Annotated in this window: 16 protein-coding genes; 6 read left to right on the top strand and 10 right to left on the bottom strand. The window is 71.1% G+C overall.

The annotated features are described in order from the left end of the window. Window positions 1-22: 22 nt before the first annotated feature. Both NBE95_RS22200 and NBE95_RS22195 read right to left on the bottom strand, forming a co-directional pair. Window positions 23-1084, bottom strand: a complete 1062-nt coding sequence (locus NBE95_RS22200) for an ABC transporter ATP-binding protein (protein ID WP_289896816.1) — start codon at window positions 1082-1084, stop codon at window positions 23-25. Window positions 1085-1157: 73 nt separating this feature from the next. Continuing rightward, window positions 1158-2195, bottom strand: a complete 1038-nt coding sequence (locus NBE95_RS22195) for an ABC transporter substrate-binding protein (protein WP_289896815.1) — start codon at window positions 2193-2195, stop codon at window positions 1158-1160. 107 nt (window positions 2196-2302) lie between these two features. On the opposite strand from NBE95_RS22195, the gene NBE95_RS22190 reads away from it, so the two are divergent. Continuing rightward, window positions 2303-3220 (top strand): LysR substrate-binding domain-containing protein, encoded by a 918-nt coding sequence (locus NBE95_RS22190; RefSeq protein ID WP_289896814.1) that lies wholly within the window; start codon window positions 2303-2305, stop codon window positions 3218-3220. Window positions 3221-3235: 15 nt separating this feature from the next. Here the strand turns inward: NBE95_RS22190 and NBE95_RS22185 are convergent, their stop codons facing one another. After that, window positions 3236-3637 (bottom strand): hypothetical protein, encoded by a 402-nt coding sequence (locus tag NBE95_RS22185; protein ID WP_289896813.1) that lies wholly within the window; start codon window positions 3635-3637, stop codon window positions 3236-3238. A 233-nt stretch (window positions 3638-3870) separates the two neighbouring features. On the opposite strand from NBE95_RS22185, the gene NBE95_RS22180 reads away from it, so the two are divergent. Next, complete coding sequence (locus tag NBE95_RS22180; protein ID WP_289896812.1) at window positions 3871-4788, top strand: DMT family transporter; 918 nt, start codon at window positions 3871-3873, stop codon at window positions 4786-4788. Between the two features lie 89 nt (window positions 4789-4877). Next, complete coding sequence (locus NBE95_RS22175) at window positions 4878-5837, top strand: aldo/keto reductase (protein ID WP_289896811.1); 960 nt, start codon at window positions 4878-4880, stop codon at window positions 5835-5837. Window positions 5838-5927: 90 nt separating this feature from the next. Here NBE95_RS22175 and NBE95_RS22170 read toward each other — a convergent pair whose 3' ends face one another. From NBE95_RS22170 to NBE95_RS22455, 4 genes are read right to left on the bottom strand one after another with little or no spacing between them, the layout of a single operon-like run. Next, entirely contained in the window at window positions 5928-6869 is a 942-nt protein-coding gene (locus NBE95_RS22170) for an FAD:protein FMN transferase (protein WP_289896810.1), read from the bottom strand. Beyond that, on the bottom strand, window positions 6859-9021 hold the full coding sequence (locus NBE95_RS22165; RefSeq protein ID WP_289896809.1) for a PepSY domain-containing protein: 2163 nt from the start codon (window positions 9019-9021) through the stop codon (window positions 6859-6861). Before NBE95_RS22165 ends, NBE95_RS22170 begins: the two co-directional genes overlap by 11 nt. Window positions 9022-9032: 11 nt before the next feature. Continuing rightward, window positions 9033-9500 (bottom strand): DUF2271 domain-containing protein, encoded by a 468-nt coding sequence (locus tag NBE95_RS22160; protein ID WP_289896808.1) that lies wholly within the window; start codon window positions 9498-9500, stop codon window positions 9033-9035. A 21-nt stretch (window positions 9501-9521) separates the two neighbouring features. Then, window positions 9522-9929 carry a PepSY domain-containing protein gene (locus NBE95_RS22455; protein ID WP_354670387.1) on the bottom strand — a complete coding sequence of 136 codons (408 nt, stop codon included), beginning with the start codon at window positions 9927-9929 and terminating at the stop codon, window positions 9522-9524. 131 nt (window positions 9930-10060) lie between these two features. On the opposite strand from NBE95_RS22455, the gene NBE95_RS22150 reads away from it, so the two are divergent. Further along, window positions 10061-10732: a response regulator transcription factor gene (locus NBE95_RS22150; protein ID WP_289896807.1), complete on the top strand. Its 672-nt coding sequence runs from the start codon at window positions 10061-10063 to the stop codon at window positions 10730-10732. Then, the gene (locus NBE95_RS22145; RefSeq protein ID WP_289896806.1) at window positions 10729-12051 is read left to right on the top strand and encodes an ATP-binding protein; all 1323 of its coding nucleotides are present in this window, start codon (window positions 10729-10731) and stop codon (window positions 12049-12051) included. The genes NBE95_RS22150 and NBE95_RS22145 overlap by 4 nt, the downstream gene beginning before the upstream one ends. A 27-nt stretch (window positions 12052-12078) precedes the next feature. Here NBE95_RS22145 and NBE95_RS22140 read toward each other — a convergent pair whose 3' ends face one another. Further along, complete coding sequence (locus NBE95_RS22140) at window positions 12079-13950, bottom strand: cation-translocating P-type ATPase (RefSeq protein WP_289896922.1); 1872 nt, start codon at window positions 13948-13950, stop codon at window positions 12079-12081. Window positions 13951-14416: 466 nt separating this feature from the next. Here NBE95_RS22140 and ligD point away from each other — a divergent pair, with 466 nt between their 5' ends. Then, window positions 14417-16969, top strand: a complete 2553-nt coding sequence (ligD, locus tag NBE95_RS22135; protein WP_289896805.1) for a DNA ligase D — start codon at window positions 14417-14419, stop codon at window positions 16967-16969. Here the strand turns inward: ligD and NBE95_RS22130 are convergent. Both NBE95_RS22130 and NBE95_RS22125 read right to left on the bottom strand, forming a co-directional pair. Next, entirely contained in the window at window positions 16966-17772 is an 807-nt protein-coding gene (locus NBE95_RS22130) for a Ku protein (RefSeq protein ID WP_289896804.1), read from the bottom strand. The two genes, ligD and NBE95_RS22130, sit on opposite strands and share 4 nt — an antisense overlap. A gap of 174 nt (window positions 17773-17946) precedes the next feature. Then, window positions 17947-18777, bottom strand: coding sequence for a Ku protein (locus NBE95_RS22125; protein ID WP_289896803.1), 831 nt, complete (start codon window positions 18775-18777; stop codon window positions 17947-17949). Window positions 18778-19014 lie beyond the last annotated feature (237 nt).

The raw sequence follows: 19014 nt of genomic DNA, 5'->3' as shown, positions 1-19014 counted from the left end.
AGGGTTTCGGTGGATGCCATGGTCATGTCGCGCCCTCGACCGGCAGGATGCGCAGGTGGTCGCGCTGCCAGGACAGGTGCACGGTTTCGCCCGGCGCCGCCTCGGGGCGGCCGGTATTGCGGCGCAGGATCAGCAGCGGTCCCAGCGGCGTTTCCACCTTCAGCAGCCACTGATCGCCCAGGAACACCTGTTCCGAGACCGTGCCCGAGACCAGCCCCTTGCCCTCGGCCACCAGTTCGATGCGTTCCGGGCGCAGCGCCAGTTCCACCTCGCCCGGCGGCAGATCGGCCGCGGGGCCCTGCAGGCGCAGCCCGCCCAGATCCAGCGCCGAGCCCTCGGGGCCCTTGCCGGACAGGCGCCCGCGCAGGCTGTTGCTTTTGCCCAGGAAGCCCGAGACGAACGAGGTCTGCGGCGCCTCGTAGGCGTCGAAGGGGGCGGCGGCCTGTTGCAGCCGACCGCGTTCCATGACGATGACCTGATCGCTCAGCGCCATGGCCTCGGACTGGTCATGCGTGACCAGCAGCGTGGTGACGCCGGCCTCGCGCTGGATGCGGCGCAGTTCCAGCTGCATCTCCTCGCGCAGCTTGGCGTCCAGGTTCGACAGCGGCTCGTCCAGCAGCAGCAGTTCCGGCTGGATCACCAGCGCCCGGGCCAGCGCCACGCGCTGGCGCTGGCCGCCGGACATGGCGCGCGGATAGCGGTCGGCCAGATGCGACAGATGCACCAGGTCCAGCGCCTCGGCCACGCGGCGCTTGCGCTCGGCCCGGTCGACCTTGCGCATTTCCAGCCCGAAGGCGACATTCTCGGCCACCGTCATGTGCATGAACAGCGCATAGGTCTGAAAGACGATGCCCAGCCCGCGCTGCCGCGCCGGCACCGCGGCCAGGTCGCGGCCGTTCAGCAGGATGCGCCCCGAGCTGACGTCCTCGAAGCCGGCGATCATCTGCAGGGTGGTGGTCTTGCCGCAGCCCGAGGGGCCCAGCAGCGACACGAAACTGCCGCGCTCGACGCTGAAGCTGAGCGAATCGACGGCGGTGAAGGTGCCGTAGTTCTTGGTCAGGCTGACCAGATCCAGAAAGGCCATGCGATTTCTCCGTGCCGTTGGGGTGCGGGAAACGGGCGAGGCCGCTGCCGGCCCCGCGCGACGGTTCAGGCGGTCAGCGCTCGACCTCGCGCGCCCAACGCTGGGTCCAGTCGTCGCGGTTCTGGTTGATCGTGTCCCAGTCCACCGTCACCAGCGACTGGATCTTGTCGCCATAGGGCAGGCTTTCGGCCAGTTCCGCCGGCAGCACCGACTTGGTGTTGACCGGGCCGGCGCCCATGGCATCGGCGAATTTCACCTGCACCTCGGGGTCCAGCAGATAGTCGATGAAGGCCTGCGCCTCGTCGGGGACGTCGCTGTCCACCACCGGGCAGGCGGCCAGCAGCAGGGCCACCGCCCCGTCCTCGGGATAGGCGAAGCCGGCCGGGAAGCCGGTATCCGCCAGCGACTTGGTGCGGCCCGAGCCCCAGACCGACAGCGCGATCTCCTCGGACTGGAACAGTTCCGACATCTTGCCGGCCGAGGGTTCGAAGACCAGCACGTTCGGCGCCACATCCTTGGTCATGGCGGCGAAGCCGGGGTCGATATCCTTTTCGCCGCCGCCCGCGCCGCGCGCCAGCATCACCAGGGCGTGCAACCCGTAGGTGTTGGAGATCGACGGGATCGACAGGATCTGGTCGTATTTCGGATCCTTGAGATCCTGCCAGCTTTTCGGCGGCTCCCAGCCCTCGCGCTCGAACCAGGCCTTGTTATAGGCGAAGCCCGTTGCCACGAAGCCAAGGCCGATGGCGTTCTTGCCGATGCGGGCCAGTTCGTAGACATCCTTCTTGATCGGCGTATCGGCCAGCGGCGCGCAGAATCCCAGCGCGTCGGTCTGGTACATCGGGCCATCGTCCAGCAGCACCACGTCCAGCTCCTGCGCGCCCTTCTGGGCCTGCAGCCGCGCCAGGTTCTCGGTCGAGTTGCCGGGCACGAAGGCGATCTTCACGTCATGGGTCTTTTCGAATTCGGGGATCAGCAGCTCTTTCATCAGCGTCTCGAAAGAGCCGCCATAGCCGCCGACGGTCAGCGTCTTCTGCTGGGCCAGCGCCGGGCCGGCAAGCGGCAGGGCGCAAAGCAGCGTCGAGGCAAGGGCGTAACTGGAGCGTTTCATCTGGCAATCCCTGTTGGTGTTTTTCTTGGCTCAAGGATTGGCGCTTTTCAGAAGCCTGACAATTGAGTTTAGTTTGGAGAGTCATTCCGTTTGGTTATGGAGTCTGCATGGCACGCCCCAATATCCGGCAGATCGAGGCCTTCAATGCGGTGATGAAGGGCGGCTCGGTCACCAAGGCGGCCGAGATGCTGTTCGTCAGCCAGCCGGCGGTCAGCAAGCTGATCCAGCAGTTCGAATCGTCCTGCGGCTTCAACCTGTTCAACCGCGGACAGGGCCGCCTGCTGCCGACGCCCGAGGCGCGGCGGCTGTTTTCCGAGACCGAGAAGTTCATGACCGGCGTCGAGCGGATCGAGAACGCGGCCCGCGCCATCCGCAATACCGAACGCGGCGAAATCTCGGTGGCGGCCTTTCCGGCCCTGGGGATGCGGGTTCTGCCGCAGCTTCTGGCGCCCTTCCTGGCCCGCCGGCCCGAGGTGCGGATGACGATCCTGACCCAGAACTCGCCCGATATCTCGCAATCCATGCTGGCGCGGGCGGCGGATTTCGGCATCTCGCTGGTGCCCTCGCAGGCGCCGGGCATCCATTGCCGGCCCTTCGTCCAGATGAGGATGGTCTGCGCCTTGCCGGCAAGCCACCGGCTGGCGGGGCTGGCCAGCATCGACCTGGCCCGGCTGGAGGGCGAGCCGATGATCGTGCTGGGGCGCGACGACCAGTCCCACCGGGTGATCGTCGAGGCGCTGAGCCATGCCGGGGTGCATGTGGAATCGCGGGCCGAGGTGCAGATGGCCGATACCGCCTGCGTGCTGGTCAGCGAGGGGTTCGGCTTTGCCATCGTCCCCGCCATGGCCCGGATGAGCTGGGGCAGCGGCGGCATCGCCTTCGTGCCGATCCAGCCGGCGCCGCGCATGATGATGTGGCTTTATACCTCGTCATGGGAACCGACCTCGCAGCTTGCGCAGGCGCTGATCGATTCCGTGCGGCAGGGCCTGCTGCAGGTGGACGACCTGTTCCAGCCGCCGTCCTAGGGCCGGGCGCCCGGCCTAGCCCGCCGCGCCGTAGCGCGCCGCGCATTGCGCCGCGCCTTGCGAGGACAGCGCCGCAAGGCGCTTTTGCAGGGCGTCGCGCTTGCGCATCTCGGCGGCAGGGTCGATCGCCACCCTTTTGCGCATTGTGTCGGGACCGCCATAGCAACTGGAATAGCCCAGGCCCAGGCGGCCATGACCGCCCCGGAAGCCCCCGGCGCAGAAGCGGAAGCCGGTGGCGTTCGCCGCCGTGTCCTCCCAGGCATAGCCCCGGGCGATATTCGTCTCGACCTCCTGCAGAAGCCACGCGACGTTCCTTTGCTCGGCCGAGACGCGGGTTTCGCAGCGTTCGGCCGGGGTGCCGCAGGACGCAAGCCCGAACAGGGCGGCGCAGGTGATGGCAAGGGTGATGCGGTTCATCGGACTATCCCCCGTCTTGTGCCGCAAGCATATCCCGGTTCCGGCGCGGCGGCGACAGGTTTGCCGGATCGGCGCCGAGGCGGGCCGCGCCGCCCGGGCGCTATCCGCGCATCCGCCCGTCCGGCCTTGCGGGCAAAGCCGGGCCGGCCGGCCGGGGTGGGTGGCGCCCGGGGGCGCGGGCTGATAGCAACCGGGCAAAGACTTTCCCCGATCCCGTTGGACAAGCCCCAGCCATGACACGCATTTCTGCCTCGTCGCAAGAAGCCCCGTTCCCCCGCGCCCGCCATGCCGCAAACCTGGTGGGCGCGTCATGGATGGTCGCGGCGATGGCGGGGTTCACGCTCGAGGACGCGATGATCAAGGGCGTGTCCGCCACCCTGCCCATCGCCCAGATCCTGCTGAGCTTCGGGCTGGGCGGCGCGCTGGTCTTCGCCTGCCTGGCCCGGTGGGCGGGCGAAAGCCTGTTCACGCCCGAGGTGCTGTCCTTTCCCATGCGCCTGCGGGTGCTGTTCGAGATCAGCGGCCGGCTGTTCTATGTCCTTGCGCTGGCGCTGATCCCGCTTTCGGCGGCGACCGTCATCCTGCAGGCGACGCCGGTGGTGGTGGTGGCCGCCGCCGCGCTCGTCTTCGGCGAGCGGGTCGGATGGCGGCGGTGGAGCGCCATCCTGCTGGGCATGGCGGGCGTGCTGGTCATCATCCGGCCGGGCACGGACAGCTTCTCGATGCTTTCGCTGCTGGCGGTGGCGGGGATGCTGGGCTTTGCCGGCCGCGACCTGGCCAGCCGGGCGGCCCCGGCGGCCCTGGGCACCCATGTGCTGGGTTTCTACGGCTTTCTGGCGGTGACGGCGGCCGGGGTGATGGTCGCCGTCTGGACCGACGCCGGTTTCGTCCGTCCCGACGGTCGGGCCTGCCTGCTTCTGGCCGGCGCGGTGCTGTGCGGCGTCTGCGCCTATGCCTGCCTGATGAAGGCGATGCGCACGGGCGAGGTGTCGGCGGTCACGCCCTTCCGCTATGTGCGGCTGATCTTCGGCGTCGCCCTGGGCGTCCTGCTGTTCGGAGAACGCCTGACCCCGTCGATGCTGCTTGGCTCGGCCATGATCGTCCTGTCGGGGCTGTTCATCATGTGGCGCAGCGCGGCCAGAAAGACCTGACCGCCGAAACCGCCGCATCGGGCAGGGGGTGGGTTGACGGCCGGGACCGGCCGCGCTTCCCTGCCGCGGCGCGGCACAGGAGAACGGGAATGCAGCAAAGACGGCTTGGCGACCGCAAGGTCGGCGCCATCGGCTTCGGCGCGATGAGCTTCGGCGGCATGTTCGGGGCAACCGATGCGGCGACCTCGCTGGCCTGCCTCGATGCGGCGGCCGAGGCCGGCATCGGCCATTTCGACACCGCCAACATCTACGGCATGGGCGTATCGGAACAGATCATCGGCCGCTGGGGGCGCCGGGACGTGCACCTGGCCACGAAATGCGGCATCGTCAACGGCCCGCCGCGCGCGGTGCGCAACGATGAGCCCCATATCCGCCAATGCCTCGAGGAATCGCTGCGCCGGCTGAAGCGCGAGCATGTGGAGCTTTACTACATCCACCGCCGCCAGCCCGATATCCCGGTCGAGGATCTGGCCGGAACCATGGCGAAGCTGGTGCAGGAGGGCAAGATCGGCGGCTATGGCCTGTCCGAGGTCGCGCCACAGACCCTGCGCCGCGCCCATGCCGAACATCCGGTCACGGCGGTCCAGAGCGAGTTTTCGCTGTGGACGCGGCTGCCGCAGCTGGGGCTGATCCAGGCCTGCCGCGCGCTTGGCGTCGCCTTCGTCGCCTTTTCGCCCCTGGGCCGGGGGATGTTCGGCCGCGCGCCGCTGAAACGGGATTTCCGCGCCGGCATCGACTTCCGCGACACCAATCCGCGCTTCGTCGAGCCCAATTTCTCGGCAAACCTTGCCGCCATCGCGCCCTTTCGGGATCTTTGCGCCCGGCGGGGCTGGACGGTGCCCGGCGCGGCGCTGGCATGGGTTCTGGCGCAGGGCGACCACATCATTCCGATCCCGGGCACGCGGTCGGCGGATCACCTGCGCGACTGGCAGCTTCCCAAGATCGACGCCGCCGATCTCGCGGAAATCGACCGGATCCTGCCGCCGGGCTTCGCCCATGGCGACCGCTATGGCGATCACCAGATGGCCTTCGTCGAGCGCTATTGCTGAAGGCGGCGGCGGCTTTCCCGCGCGGAATCGTCCCGCCGCCCGCCCGGTTTCGGATGGCTTTCGCTGTCGCGGCGGCGCGGCGCTCGCCCCTCAGACGGTCAGATCGCCGGGTTGAAGCGTCGTCACCTCTCTGAGGCTGTCTGCGTCGCGGACCAGGAAGATCGCCTCGATCCCGCGGGCCCGGGCAAGGGCGGGGCCGGCATGTTCGCCCAGCACCATCAGCCCGGTTGCCCAGGCATCGGCCTGGGCGCAATCCGCCGCCAGAACCGTGACGCTGGCCAGCCGGTTGCGGACCGGGGCCCCGCGCCGCGGGTCGATGGTGTGGGACAGCCAGTCCAGGCCCAGCCGGACCCGGTGCCGATAATCGCCGCTGGTGGCCAGCGCCCGGCCCGAAAGCTCGATCAGCCCATGTGCGGCCCGGCGGTCCGGATCGGGGCTTTCCAGCGCGATGGCCCAGGGCCGGCCGTCCGGGCGCAGGCCCTCGGCCAGGATCTCGCCGTCCAGCCCGACGGTGAAATCGGGAATGCCGCGGCCGCGCAGCAGCCGCGCCATCCGGTCCACGGCATGACCCTTGGCAATGCCCGACAGGTCGAGCTGCCGGGCATTCAGCCGCCGCACCCGGTTGCGGGCAGGACAGCATTCCACCTCGGCGCGCAACGGCTGGCGCAGGGCGGCGCGGATCGCGGCCGCGTCGGTGTGGCCCTGCGCGGCGCCAAAGCCCCAGGCCAAGACCGCCTCGCCCACGCCGATGTCGAAGGCGCCGCCGGAGGCCTCGGTGATCCGGGCGGCGGCCTGCAGCACGGCGATCAGGTCCGGGCCGGTCCGGACCCATGCGCCGGGCGCGGCGGCGTTCAGCCGCATCAGGGTGCTGTCCGGGCGCCAGGTGCTCATCTCGCGGTCCACGGCATCGACGCAGTCCTGCAGCGCCGCGCCCAGCCCGGGCGGGATGCGCCCCTGCGCCAGGCGGGCCGTCCAGCGCGTGCCCATGGTGGGCCCGTGCAGGGTGACGAGCCGATCGGTATCAGTAGACATCTTCCAGATACCTCCCCTCTGCCCGCAGCCCGGCGACCGTCAGGTCGAGCGGCCGCAGGATTTCGGCAAAGGCGGCGGCCACGCCGCGCGCCATCGCGGTGCTGCCGCAGATCAGCACCTGGCCGCCGGCCTGGATCTGGCGCGCCAGCTCCTCGGCATTCTCGCGCAGGCGGTCCTGGACATGCCTGGGCGTGCCGCCGCGGGAAAAGGCCATGACGCGCCGGCCCAGCCGGCCGTCGGCCAGCATCGCGTCGGTCTCGTGCCGGTAGAGGAAATCCGAACCGGGGTCGCGAATGCCGAAATACAGCACCGACCGGCGCCCCGGCCGCAGGTGGCGCAGGATGCCGACCATCGGGCCGACGCCGCAGCCGGCCGCGACCAGGATCACCGGCACCGAGCCGCCAGCCGCGCGAAAGCCCGGATTGGCGCGGACAAAGGCCTGCACCCGGTCGCCGGGCTGCAACCCGTGCAGGTAGCCCGAGCAGAGCCCGCCCGGCATCCGCCGCACGGCGATCTCGGCAAAGCCGTCCCGGCGGCCCGAGGCCAGCGAATAGAAGCGCGGCGCCTCGGCCCCCGGCGCCATCACGCCCAGAAGGTCGCCGGCCCGAAAGCGGGGCAAGGCCGCGCCGTCCGGGGCCGCAAAGCGCAGCACGGCCGAGGGGGCGCCGATATCGGCGCCGAAATCCTGCCGCGCCGCCAGTTGCAGCGGCACGGACCTTGGCGTGGCGCTGCGGTGCCGCAGCGCCAGCGGCAGGTCCAGCGCGCGGCCCAGATCCTCGCCCCAGCGGGCGAAATCCCGGCTGGACTGGCGGTCGATCCGCGCCAGCGGCAGCAACGCGGGCCAGCCGGCGCGGGCCAGCCGCGCCGAGACCGTCTCGGCAAAGCCGCAGAAGGCGGGAAAGCTGCGGTCGCCGAAGCCCAGGACCGCGACCGGAACCGGCGTCATGCGGTCCAGCCGGTCCAGGAACCGCGCCGCCGAGGCCGGAGGATCGCCGTCGCCATGGGTCGAGGTCAGCAGGATCAGCGCCCGCGCCGCCGGCATGGGCCCGGCCCGGTTCATCGCGCCCAGATGCACGGGCTGGCCCTGGGCCAGCAGCGCCCGCGCCAGCGTCGCGGCGAAACCCCAGGTCGCCCCGTCCTGCGAACCGACAAGGATCACGATGCCGGCCCGGGCCATGGCCGTCGTCCCGGCGATGCGCGGGCGCGCCGCGCGCCGTTTCCACCAGATCCAGCCGCCGGTGCCGGCCAGGACCGGAACCGCCAGCGCCGAGGCGCCCAGCAGCAGGCCCAGCCACCACAGGCCTTGCCCGGTATGCAGCGCATAGGCCCATTCCCACAGCCGCGCCGCCGCGGCGTGGTCCTGCCAGTTCAGCAGCGCGCCGGTGGCCTGGTCCACATAGCCGGCGCCGGTGGCCGTCTGCAGGCCGAACACATCGGCCGGATCGCCGGCGGCGGGCCAGGTCAGGCGACGCAGCTGCCCGACCGGCAGCAGGCGCAGCGCCGCAAGCGTCCCGACCGGCGCCGGCGCCGCGCCCGCCGCCACCTCGGGAAAGGCGGGCTCGGCGGCGCTGCCGTCCTGGATCAGCCCGAAGCTGGCCAGCGACATCCAGATGCCGGTCAGGGCCGAAACCGTCAGCCCGGCCAGCGCCGCGCGTCCCAGCAGGGCATGCCAGCGGCCGGCGCCGCCGGCGCAGACCCGCCGGCCCAGCCGCCGCCAGCCGCCGAGCATCGCCGCCAGCAGCGCCAGACCGCTGAGGCCGAGCACCGCCATGGCGCCGGCGCCCAGCCCCGCCACGGCGCGGCCGGCATCGCCCAGCAGCAGCGACCGGTGCAGGCCGCGGATCCAGCGCAGCGTCGCCGAGGCCGCCCACGGTTTCAGGTCCGCGCCGGTGGCGGGATCGACGCTGACGGTCTCGTAACCCGCGGGCGTCGCGAAACTGGCGACGAAGACGCCGTTGGCGCGCCGCTCCAGCCGCTCGACATCGGGATGGTTCGCGGCGACCGCGGCCGCCAGCGCCGCGACCGTGCCGCCGCCGGGCCGCGCGTCCAGCCGTTCAAGCGCCGGGTCGAGCGACAGGATGGCGCCCGTGCCCGCCAGCAGGGCCAGGACCAGCCCGAAGACCAGCCCGGCCACCGAATGCAATCTGCGCATCATCGCGGGGCTCAGAAATCATATTGCAGGGATCGGACGAAGCCCTTGCCGGCCACGGGCTGGCCCTTGCCGGCGGTGGTCAGCGGCGCCACCACCTCGGCCGGGCGGTCGGCGACCTCCTCGACCGCGCTGTCCAGGCGGATCTGGTAGCCGGCATCAAGCAGCGCCTCGGCCAGGTCCACGCTGACCGTCAGGGTCCGGCCCGCACCGACGCTGGCGCCGGTGATCGCGTCGATGCCGGCGGGGGCGCCGCCGGTCGCGCGGTACCAGTCGGACAGATGCTTCCAGTATTTCGTCTTCGGCCCCGCCACCCACAGGGTGCCCTGATAGGCCCCCTGCGCATCGGTCAGGTAAAGCGCCAGATAGGCGCCGTCGCCGGCATAGGGTTTCATCGCGGCGGTGATCGTCACCTCGCGCGCCGTCGCGGGCGCGGCCAGCATCGCCAGGGACAGGCACAGGGCGGTCGTGGTGGTGTTCATCGGGGTTCTCCGGGTTGTCTGTCAGTTGGTGCGGCCGGTCGCCGGCCCGATCAGCGGATTGGCCGGCTGAGCGGCGGGCGGGGCCGGGACCGGCCCGCCGCCGTCCTCGCCGCGCGGCCGGTCGTCCTCGTCGCTGTCGGGATGGCGGCGGTCCTTGTCGTGGCGGTATTCGGTCTCGAGGATCTCCAGCGTGACCGGATCCATCTCGATCTCGACGGCGCGGCCGTCGGCGGCGCGGCCATAGACCTTGTAGCAGCCGTCGTCGGTGCGGATGCGGCGCACCGTGACGCCTATGTCGCGGGCCTTCCGGGCCACCGCCTCGCGCGGTTGCCAGTCCCGCATCGGGCGGTCGCAATCGTCATCGGCCAGCGCCGCGGTCCCGGCGGCAAGGCCGGTCCCCAGCATCAGCAGCATCAGCATTCTGCGCATGGCGGTTCCCTTCTGCCTTGAACCGCCCCCGTTCTGCCCGCGCCGGCTGACAGGGGGCTGAACGCGACGACAAGCCGCGTTCAGCCCCCTGTCAGTTTGCGGCATCATGGGCGGGACTCATGGAGGCCGGTATGCGCATTCTGCTGGTGGAAGACGACCCGGGGCTGGGTCGGGCCGTGCATGACCAGATCCTGGGCGAAGGGCATTGCGCCGACCGGGTGGCGCGGATCGCCGATGCCCGGGCCTGCCTGGACAGCGTGGCCTATGACCTGATCCTGCTGGACCTGATGCTGCCGGACGGGAACGGGCTGGATTTCCTGCGCGGCCTGCGCGCGCGCGGCATGGTGACGCCGGTGATCATCCTGACCGCCAGGGACCGCATCACCGAACGGATCGAGGGGCTGAACGCCGGGGCGGACGACTATCTGGTCAAGCCCTTCGACCTTGACGAGCTTTCCGCCCGCATCGGCGCGGTGGCGCGCCGCTATGCCGGCAATCCCAACCCGCTGATCCGGCTGGGGCCGCTGGAGATCGACCTGGCCTCGCGCGGGATCTACGGCCCCGGCGGCCGGGTCGACCTGTCGCAGCGGGAATGGGCGATCTTCGAGGCGCTGCTTCAGCGCCCCGGCTCGATCGTGACCAAGGGACAGCTCGAGGAGCGCCTGTATGATTTCGACAGCGAGGTCGAAAGCAACACCATCGAGGTCTATGTCAGCCGCCTGCGCAAGAAGCTGGGCCGGGACTGCATCGAGACCCTGCGCGGCCTGGGCTATCGCCTGGGCCATCCGGCAGGCGGCGCATGAGCCGCCCGCAAAGCCTGCGGCGCGACCTGTCGCTGGGCATCGCGCTTGGCGTGGCGGTGCTGTGGGTGCTGGCGCTGCTGCTGGCCGGCGGCGTCCTGCAACGCCAGCTCAACGAGGTCTCGGACAGCGCCCTGCAGGAGGCGGCCGAGCGCATCCTCTCCATCGCGGTGGTGGAGCTGACCAACACCGACGAGGATCAGTCCGCCCGCCGCATCTCGCCCATCGGGCCGCATGACGAATACCTGACCTATGCCGTCTATGACCGCGACGGCGGGGTGCTGCTTTATTCCCACGAGGCGCATCGCCGGCTGTTCTCGGGTCCGCCGCATACCGGGTTCTGGAACCGGCACGGCTATCGGCTTTTCGGCCTGGACGCGGTCTCGGGCGCCTACCGGATCGCGGTGGCGGAACCCCTGGCGCATCGCCGCGAGACGCTGCTGGCCAGCCTGCAGGCGCTGGCCCTGCCGGCGGCGGCGCTGCTGCCGCTCAGCGTGCTTTGGGTGCTGTGGCTGACCCGGGCGCGGCTGCGGCCGATGACCCGGCTGTCGGATGCCATCCGCCACCGCAACGAACACGAGCTTTCCGCCGCGCCGACCGGCGGATTGCAGGCCGAGTTCCTGCCGCTGGCCGACGCCGTCAACCGGCTGATGGCGCGCATGGCCCGGGCGCTGGAGGCGGAGCGGGCCTTCACCTCATCGGCCGCGCATGAGCTTCGCACCCCCATCGCCGCCGCGCTGGCCCAGGCGCAGCGGCTGGTGCGCGAACTGGCGCAGCGGCCGGAACAGCCGCGCGCCGCGGCGCTGGAGGCCGAGCTGAAGCGGCTGGCGCGGCTGGCCGAAAAGCTGCTGCAACTGGCGCGGGCCGAGGGGGCCGGCGTGCTGCGCGACACGCCCAGCGACCTGGTTCCGGTTCTGGCGCTGACCCTGGACGATTTCCGGCGCGAAGGCGCCGGGCCGCGGCTGCAGGTGGTCCTGCCCGAGCGGGCGCCGTCGCCGCTCGACCCCGACGCCTTCGCGATCCTGGCCAGGAACCTGATCGAGAACGCGCTGACCCATTCCCCCGCCGGCACCCCGGTCGGGGTCGAGCTGCTGCCGTCGGGCCGGTTCACGGTCTCGAACGCGGCGGCGCCGATCCCGCCGGACCGGCTGGCCGATCTGGTGCGGCGGTTCGCGCGGGCCGGCAGCGACCGCCCCGGCTCGGGCCTTGGCCTCGCCATCGCCGAAAGCATCGCGCGGGCGGCCAAGGGGCGGCTGGAACTGATCTCGCCCATCCCCGGCCGGGCCGACGGGTTTCGCGCGGTGTTCTGGCCGCCGGCATAGCCGCGCCGGCCTGTCCTCGCGGCACCGTCACGGTGCCTTGCCGCCCCGGATCGGATCGGCCAGCAGCCGCAGGCCGTTCAGCACCACCAGCAATGTCCCGCCCTCGTGCCCCAGCACCGCCAGCGGCAGCGGCAGCGACAGGAACAGCCCGGACAGCACCATGACCGCCATGGCCGCCATCGCGAAACCCAGGTTCTGCCGGATCACCCCCCGGGTGCGGCGGGCCAGGCGATGCGCGGCGGCAAGGCGGGCCAGATCCTCGGACAGCAGCGCGACATCGGCGGCCTGCAGCGCCACCTCGCTGCCGGCGACGCCCATGGCGATGCCGACATCCGACCGCGCCAGGGCGGCGGCATCGTTCACCCCGTCGCCGACGAAGGCGACGCGCCCGCCGGCGGCCAGGGTTCCGACCAGCGCCACCTTGTCCTCGGGCAGCAGGTCGGCATGGATATCCTGCGGCGCGAAGCCCAGCTCGGCGCCGATGCGCAATCCCACCGCGCGGCGGTCGCCGGTCATCATCACCAGCCGCCCGACCCCGGCGCCGCGCAGCGCGGTCAGGGCCCGGGCCGATGTGGCGCGCGGCCGGTCCGCCACGGTGACGGCGCCCAGCAGGCTGTCGCCCTCTCCGGCATAGACCACGGTCTCGGCGGTCTTCGCCAGGGTCCGCACCCCCGCATCCGCGATGCGCGCGCCCATGCGCTCGGCCATCCGGGCATTGCCGGCCCAGAACCGCCGGCCGCTGCCGGCTTCCCGGCCGCTGATGCCTTCGCTGGGCGCGTTCACGACATCCCGCATGGGCCGGGCGGCGATGCCCTCGGCGGCGGCGCGGCGGCGGATCGCCTCGGCCAGCGGATGCTCGGACTGGTCCTCCAGCCCGGCAAGCAGGGCAAGAAGCGCGCCCTCGGGAATGACCGAGGCAAGGCCGGTGACCTCGGCCCGGCCGGTGGTCAGGGTGCCGGTCTTGTCGAAGGCGAAGGTCTCGACCTCGGCCAGGCTCTCAAGCGCGCTGCCGCCCTTGAACAGCACGCCGCCCCGCGCCGCCGCCGCCAGCGCCGACAGGATCGCCGCCGGCACCGAGATGACGATGGCGCAGGGGCTGGCCGCGACCAGCAGCGTGGCGGCGCGGTACAGCGCGTCCTCGGCAGTCCGGCCCAGCCCCAGGAAGACGGCAAAGGCCAGCACGGCGCCCGCCAGCACCAGCACGGTATAGCGGCGGCCGAACCATGCGCTGAAGCGCTGGGACGGGGCGCGGGCGGCCTGCGCCCGCGTCACCAGCGCGATCATGCGGGCGACGGTGCTTTCCGCCACCGGGCGCGACACGGTGACGCGCAGCACCGCATTCAGGTTCACCGTCGCCTCGAACACCTTGCCGCCGGGGCCCTTGCGGACCGGCATGGATTCCCCGGTGATCGTCGCCTCGTCCAGCGCCCCCTCGCCGTCCAGCACGATGCCGTCCGCCGGCACCCGCGCGCCCGGGCGCAGGACCACGACATCGCCGGGGCGAAGATCCGCGGCCCGGACCTCGATCACCGCGCCATCGGCGCCCTGCAGCAGGGCGCTGTCGGGACGGAGCAGCATCAGCGCTTCGACCGCGTGGCGGGCCTTGGTCATGGCGCGGCGCTCCAGCGTCGTGGACAGGCTGAACAGCGTCAGCAGGACCGCCCCCTCCAGCGCCGCGCCCACGGCCGCCGCGGCCAGGGCCGCGATCACCATCAGCAGGTCGACGTCAAGCGCATGTTCGCGGCCCAGCAGCATCAGCGCCCGCATCGCGGCGGGCAGGCCGCCGGCCAGAAAGGCCAGGCCCAGCCCGGCGGCTCCCCAGGGGCCGGGAAGGACGAATGCCGCGATCGCCGCAAGGCCGAGCCCGGCCATGGTCAGGGCCGACAGGACCGCCATCATGCGGTCGGAAGAAAACGTGGCGGTCAATTCCCCATCCTGGCTGTGCCGCAGACCGGCCGCGGCTGCATGCAGCCTTAGGCCAGATTGCTGACAACAGCCTGAATGCGGGGCAGGGGTCATGCTTCGGAAAAGCGCCGCCCGGTGCCAGCCGTCCGCCGCCGCGGCCGAGGCGGAAAAATCCTCCGGCATGCGGGGGCTCTCGAATGGCAACCGCCTGGAGAGCATGGCGTGTCGCGGTTCAGACCAGAACCCGCCCGCATCCGGGGAATGGACCAATAATCCGGATTATGTCGCCTTCATGAACGCCATCTGCCCAAGGGGAACAAATCCCCGCACGGTCGGTTTCACCCATGCATCCGGAGACCAGGAGAGGACCGGACATGACATTACCGCTGGCAAGGCTCCAGAGCAGAAAACGGCACCCTGCCGGTATTGCCGGCGACCACCATGATCCCGCGGCCCGGCCATGGCGCTAGAGGCCTATCGCAGGAAACGCGATTTCTCGGCCACGCCCGAGCCGCGCGGCGGCCGGCGGCGCAAAGGCGGCCATGCCTTCGTCATCCAGAAACATGCCGCGACCCGGTTGCATTACGATTTCCGCCTGGAACTGGACGGGGTGCTGAAAAGCTGGGCCGTCGCCCGGGGCCCCAGCCTGGTGCCCGGCGAAAAGCGCCTGGCCGTGCATGTCGAGGACCACCCGCTGGACTATGGCGATTTCGAGGGCACCATCCCCAAGGGCGAATATGGCGGCGGCACCGTCATCCTGTGGGACCGCGGCACCTGGACCCCCGAGGGCGATGCGCATCAGGCATATGCCAAGGGCCACCTGGAATTCACGCTGCACGGCGAAAAGCTGGGCGGGCGCTGGCATCTGGTCCGGATGCGCGGCAAACCGCGCGACAAGAGCGAGAACTGGCTGCTCATCAAGGGCGAGGACGATTTCGCCCGCGGCGAGGACGCGCCCGACATCCTCGCCGAGCGGCCGGAATCGGTCAAGACCGGCCGGCTGATCGCCGATGTCGCGGGCGAGGCGCCGGGATGGTCGTCGAAGACCGGCCGGATCCGCAGATCGGCGGGCGGTGCGACGAAACCGGCCGCATCGCCGCCCGATCCCCGCCCAAGCCCCGACCCGCCCGAGCCGGCACAGGTCAAGGGCGCCCGCAAGGCGGCGATGCCGGGCTTTGTCGAGCCGATGCTGGCCACGCTGGTTTCGGCCGCACCGACTGGCGCGCGCTGGCTGCACGAGATCAAGTTCGACGGCTACCGTCTGCAGGCCCGGCTCGAGGCGGGCCGGGTCAAGCTGCTGACCCGCAGCGGGCTGGACTGGACCGCGCGCTTCGGCAAGGCGGTGCCGGCGGCGCTGCGCGGCCTGCCGGCCGGGTCGGCCATCCTGGATGGCGAGATGGTGGTCGAAACCGCGGCCGGCGCCTCGGATTTCTCGGCGCTTCAGGCCGATCTCAGCGCCGGCCGCGACGACCGCTTCGCCTTCTACGCCTTCGACCTGATGTATCTGGACGGCTACGACCTGCGCGCCGTTCCGCTGGTCGAGCGCAAGGCGCTGCTGGCGCAGCTTCTCGGCCGCGGCGACGGCATCCTGCGCCTCAGCGATCATTTCCGGGAAAGCGGCGCCCTGGTCCTGCGCCATGCCTGCCGGCTGAGCCTCGAGGGGATCGTCTCGAAACTGGCCGACAGCCCCTATCGCACCGGGCGCGGCAAGGCCTGGGTCAAGTCGAAATGCTCGGCCCGGCAGGAATTCGTCATCGGCGGCTATGTGCCCTCGTCGGTGTCGCGCAAGGCCATCGGCTCGCTGATCATGGGCGTCTACGAGGACGGCGCATTGCAGCATGTCGGCCGGGTCGGCACCGGGTTTTCCGGCGCCGTGGCCGAGGATCTGTTCCGCCGGCTGGAACGGCTGCGCATCCCCGAAAGCCCCTTCGCCGCCCGCCTGACGGCGGAGGAGGCGCGGCAGGCCCGCTTCGTCCGCCCCGAGCTGGTGGCCGAGGTCGAGTTCCGGGCCTGGACGGCCGACGGCCATCTGCGCCACGCCGCGTTCCGCGGCCTGCGCGAGGACAAGCCGGCGACCGAGATCGTGCGCGAAACCGCCAGACCCGCCGCCAAGCCCCCTGCCCCGCAGCGCCGCCGGGTGCGGCTGACCCATCCCGACCGGCTTTACTGGCCCGAGGACGGCGTCACCAAAGAGGGGCTCGCCGATTACTATGCCGAGGTCTGGCGCCAGATCGCGCCCTGGATCACCGGCCGGCCGCTGGCGCTGCTGCGCTGCCCGAACGGCATCGCCGGCGAGCGGTTCTTCCAGAAACACGCCTGGAAGGGCCTTGGCCGGCATATCGTCCAGGTGCAGGATCCCAGGGATCCCAAGGGCGAGCCGCTGATCGCCATCGAGGATCTGGACGGGCTGATGGGGCTGGTGCAATCCGCGGCGCTGGAGATCCACCCCTGGGGCTCGACCATCGCAGACTGGGAACGGCCGGACCTGATCACCATGGACCTCGACCCGGGCGAGGCGGTGGAATGGCCGGCGGTGGTGGCGGCCGCCCGCGAGCTGCGCCAGCGGCTGCAGGATCACGGGCTGGCCGGCTTCGTCAAGACCTCGGGCGGCAAGGGGCTGCATGTCGTGGCGCCGCTGCAGCCGCGGGCGGAATGGCCGGCGGTCAAGGCCTTCGCCAAGGCGATGGCCGATGCCATGGCGGCCGACGACCCCGACCGCTATGTCTCGACCATCAGCAAGGCCAAGCGGCGCGGCCGGATCCTGATCGACTATCTGCGCAACCAGCGCGGCGCCACCGCGGTTGCCGCCTATTCCACCCGCGCCCGGCCCGGCGCCGCCGTCTCGGCGCCGCTGCGCTGGGACGAACTGGACGGTGGCATCGGCCCGGCCTGGTTCACCATCCGGAACATGCCGACCCGGCTTGCCACGCTGGCGGCCGATCCCTGGGACGGCTTTCGCGCCGCCGCCGTCCCGCTGGAGGCGCCGGGCGCCCGGCGCGGCAAGGCCGGCTAGCGCCGCCGGCCCTTGCTTTCGGCGGCGATGCTGTTTTTCAGCGCGTCCATGATGTTGACGACATTGCCGGGCGCGGCGGGCTTCTCGGCCCGGGGCTTCGCGGCCCGTTTGCGGCCCTTGGTCTTGGCGGCGATGATCTCCAGCAGCTTGTCCTGCACCGGATCGGCGACCATGGCCGGATCCCAGGGGGCGCTGCGTTCCTCGATCAGCCGGGTGACCAGTTTCAGCAGCTTGGCATCGACCTTTTCCTGACCGATATCGTCGAAGTAATCCGCCTCGGCCCGCACCTCGTCGCCATAGCGCAGGGTCCAGAGCACGATGCCCCGGTCGCGCGGTTCCAGCATCACCGCCCGTTCCCGGCGATAGAGCACCAGGCGCGAGATGCCCACGGTGCCGGTCGAACGCATGGCGTCGCGGATCACGCAATAGGCTTCCTCGCCGATCGGGTCGTCGGGCGTCAGGTAATGCGGCTTGTCATACCAGGTCCAGCCGATCGAATCCGCCGGCACGAACATGTCGATGTCGATGGTGCGGGTGCTTTCCAGCGTCACCGAATCGATCTCGTCCTCCTCCAGGATGACGTGATCCGCCTCGCCGGTGGGATAGCCCTTGGCCTCGTCCTCCTCGGCCACCGGCTTGCCGGTTTCGGCATCGACATAGCGGCTGACGACGCGGTTGCCGGTTTGCGCGTTCAGGGTGTGGAACCGGACCTTCTCGCCCTCGCCGGTGGCCGGCATCATCGACACCGGGCAAGTGACCAGCGACAGTTTCAGATAGCCCTTCCAGAATGGCCGCGGCGCCATCAGATCCGCCCCCCGGCCGGGGGCAGAGGCCCTGCCCCGGATCGCCTGCCGCCTGCATCGGCCATGCTCGTTTCCTTCCCTGCCGGACCCCGATGCAACCCAACCGCTGGCCGCCGGGCAATGTTCCCCGCCAGCACCCGGCCCGGATCGGGCGCGGGTCGCCCGGGCCGGGTGTCAGCCGCTTTTGCGCTGCCGCGGCGCGGGTTTCTTCCGGGCCGGGGTCTTCTTCGCCCCCAGCCCGGCGCTTTGGCGCAAGGCCTGCATCAGATCCACGACATTCTCGCGCCGGGCCGGCTTCCCGGGCTCGATGCGGCGGCCTTCGAGCTTGGCCTTGACCAGATCGGCCAGCGCCGCCTCGTAGCGGTCGTCGAAGGCGGTGACGTCGAAGGTGCCCATCTTGGTGGCGATGATATGCTTGGCCAGGTCCAGCATCTCGCCCTTGACCCTGGTGGCGGGGATATCGCTGAACGCCTCGCGCGCCGAGCGCACCTCGTAGTCGAAATTCAGCGTCGTCGCGATCATGCCCGGGCCATGCGCGCGGATCAGCACCGTGCGCACCCGCCGGAACAGCACCGCCCGGGCCAGGGCCGCCACCTTCTTGCGGCGCATCCCTTCGCGGATCAGGGCGAAGGCTTCCTCGGCCGTGGGGCTTGCCGGCCGCAGATAATACGGGCGGTCGAAATAGACATCGTCGATGTCCTGGCAGTCGATGAACTGCGCGACCGCCAGCGCCTTGTCGCTTTCCGGCACCGCGGCGGCGATCTCCTCGGGGTCGAGCATCACGTAATCGCCCTCGGCCAGCTCGTAACCCTTGACCTGGTCGTCCCTGTCCACGGGCTTGCCGGTGTCGGCGTCGATGAACTGCCGCCGCACGCGATGGCCGGTGGCGCGGTTCAGGGTATGAAAGGCAATCCGCTCCGAGGTCGAGGCCGCGGCATGCAGCGTCACCGGGCAGCTGACTTCCGCGATGGTCAGCAGGCCTTTCCAGATCGCCCTTGGGGCCATGGCGCGGGTTCCTTCACGCAAAACGGCGATGGTCGTCAACGCCGCGCTTCGGCCGGGGTTCCGCGGGGGACCGGCGCCACGCCCGGCCGCTTGGCGTTCCAGCCGGTGCCGATCTGCCCGGCTTCCGCCCCGATCGCCCTGATCGCCTTCAGGCCGGGCTTCCGAAATTCCGGGCCGCCTGCAGGGCGGCGAAGCGGCATCCGGGGGCCGGAACTCCGCGGGACATGTCCCAATGGT

Origin of the sequence: Paracoccus sp. TOH (assembly GCF_030388245.1) — a bacterium.
Classification (GTDB): Bacteria; Pseudomonadota; Alphaproteobacteria; order Rhodobacterales; family Rhodobacteraceae; genus Paracoccus; species Paracoccus simplex.
This window is presented reverse-complemented; position numbering and strand designations above follow the sequence as displayed.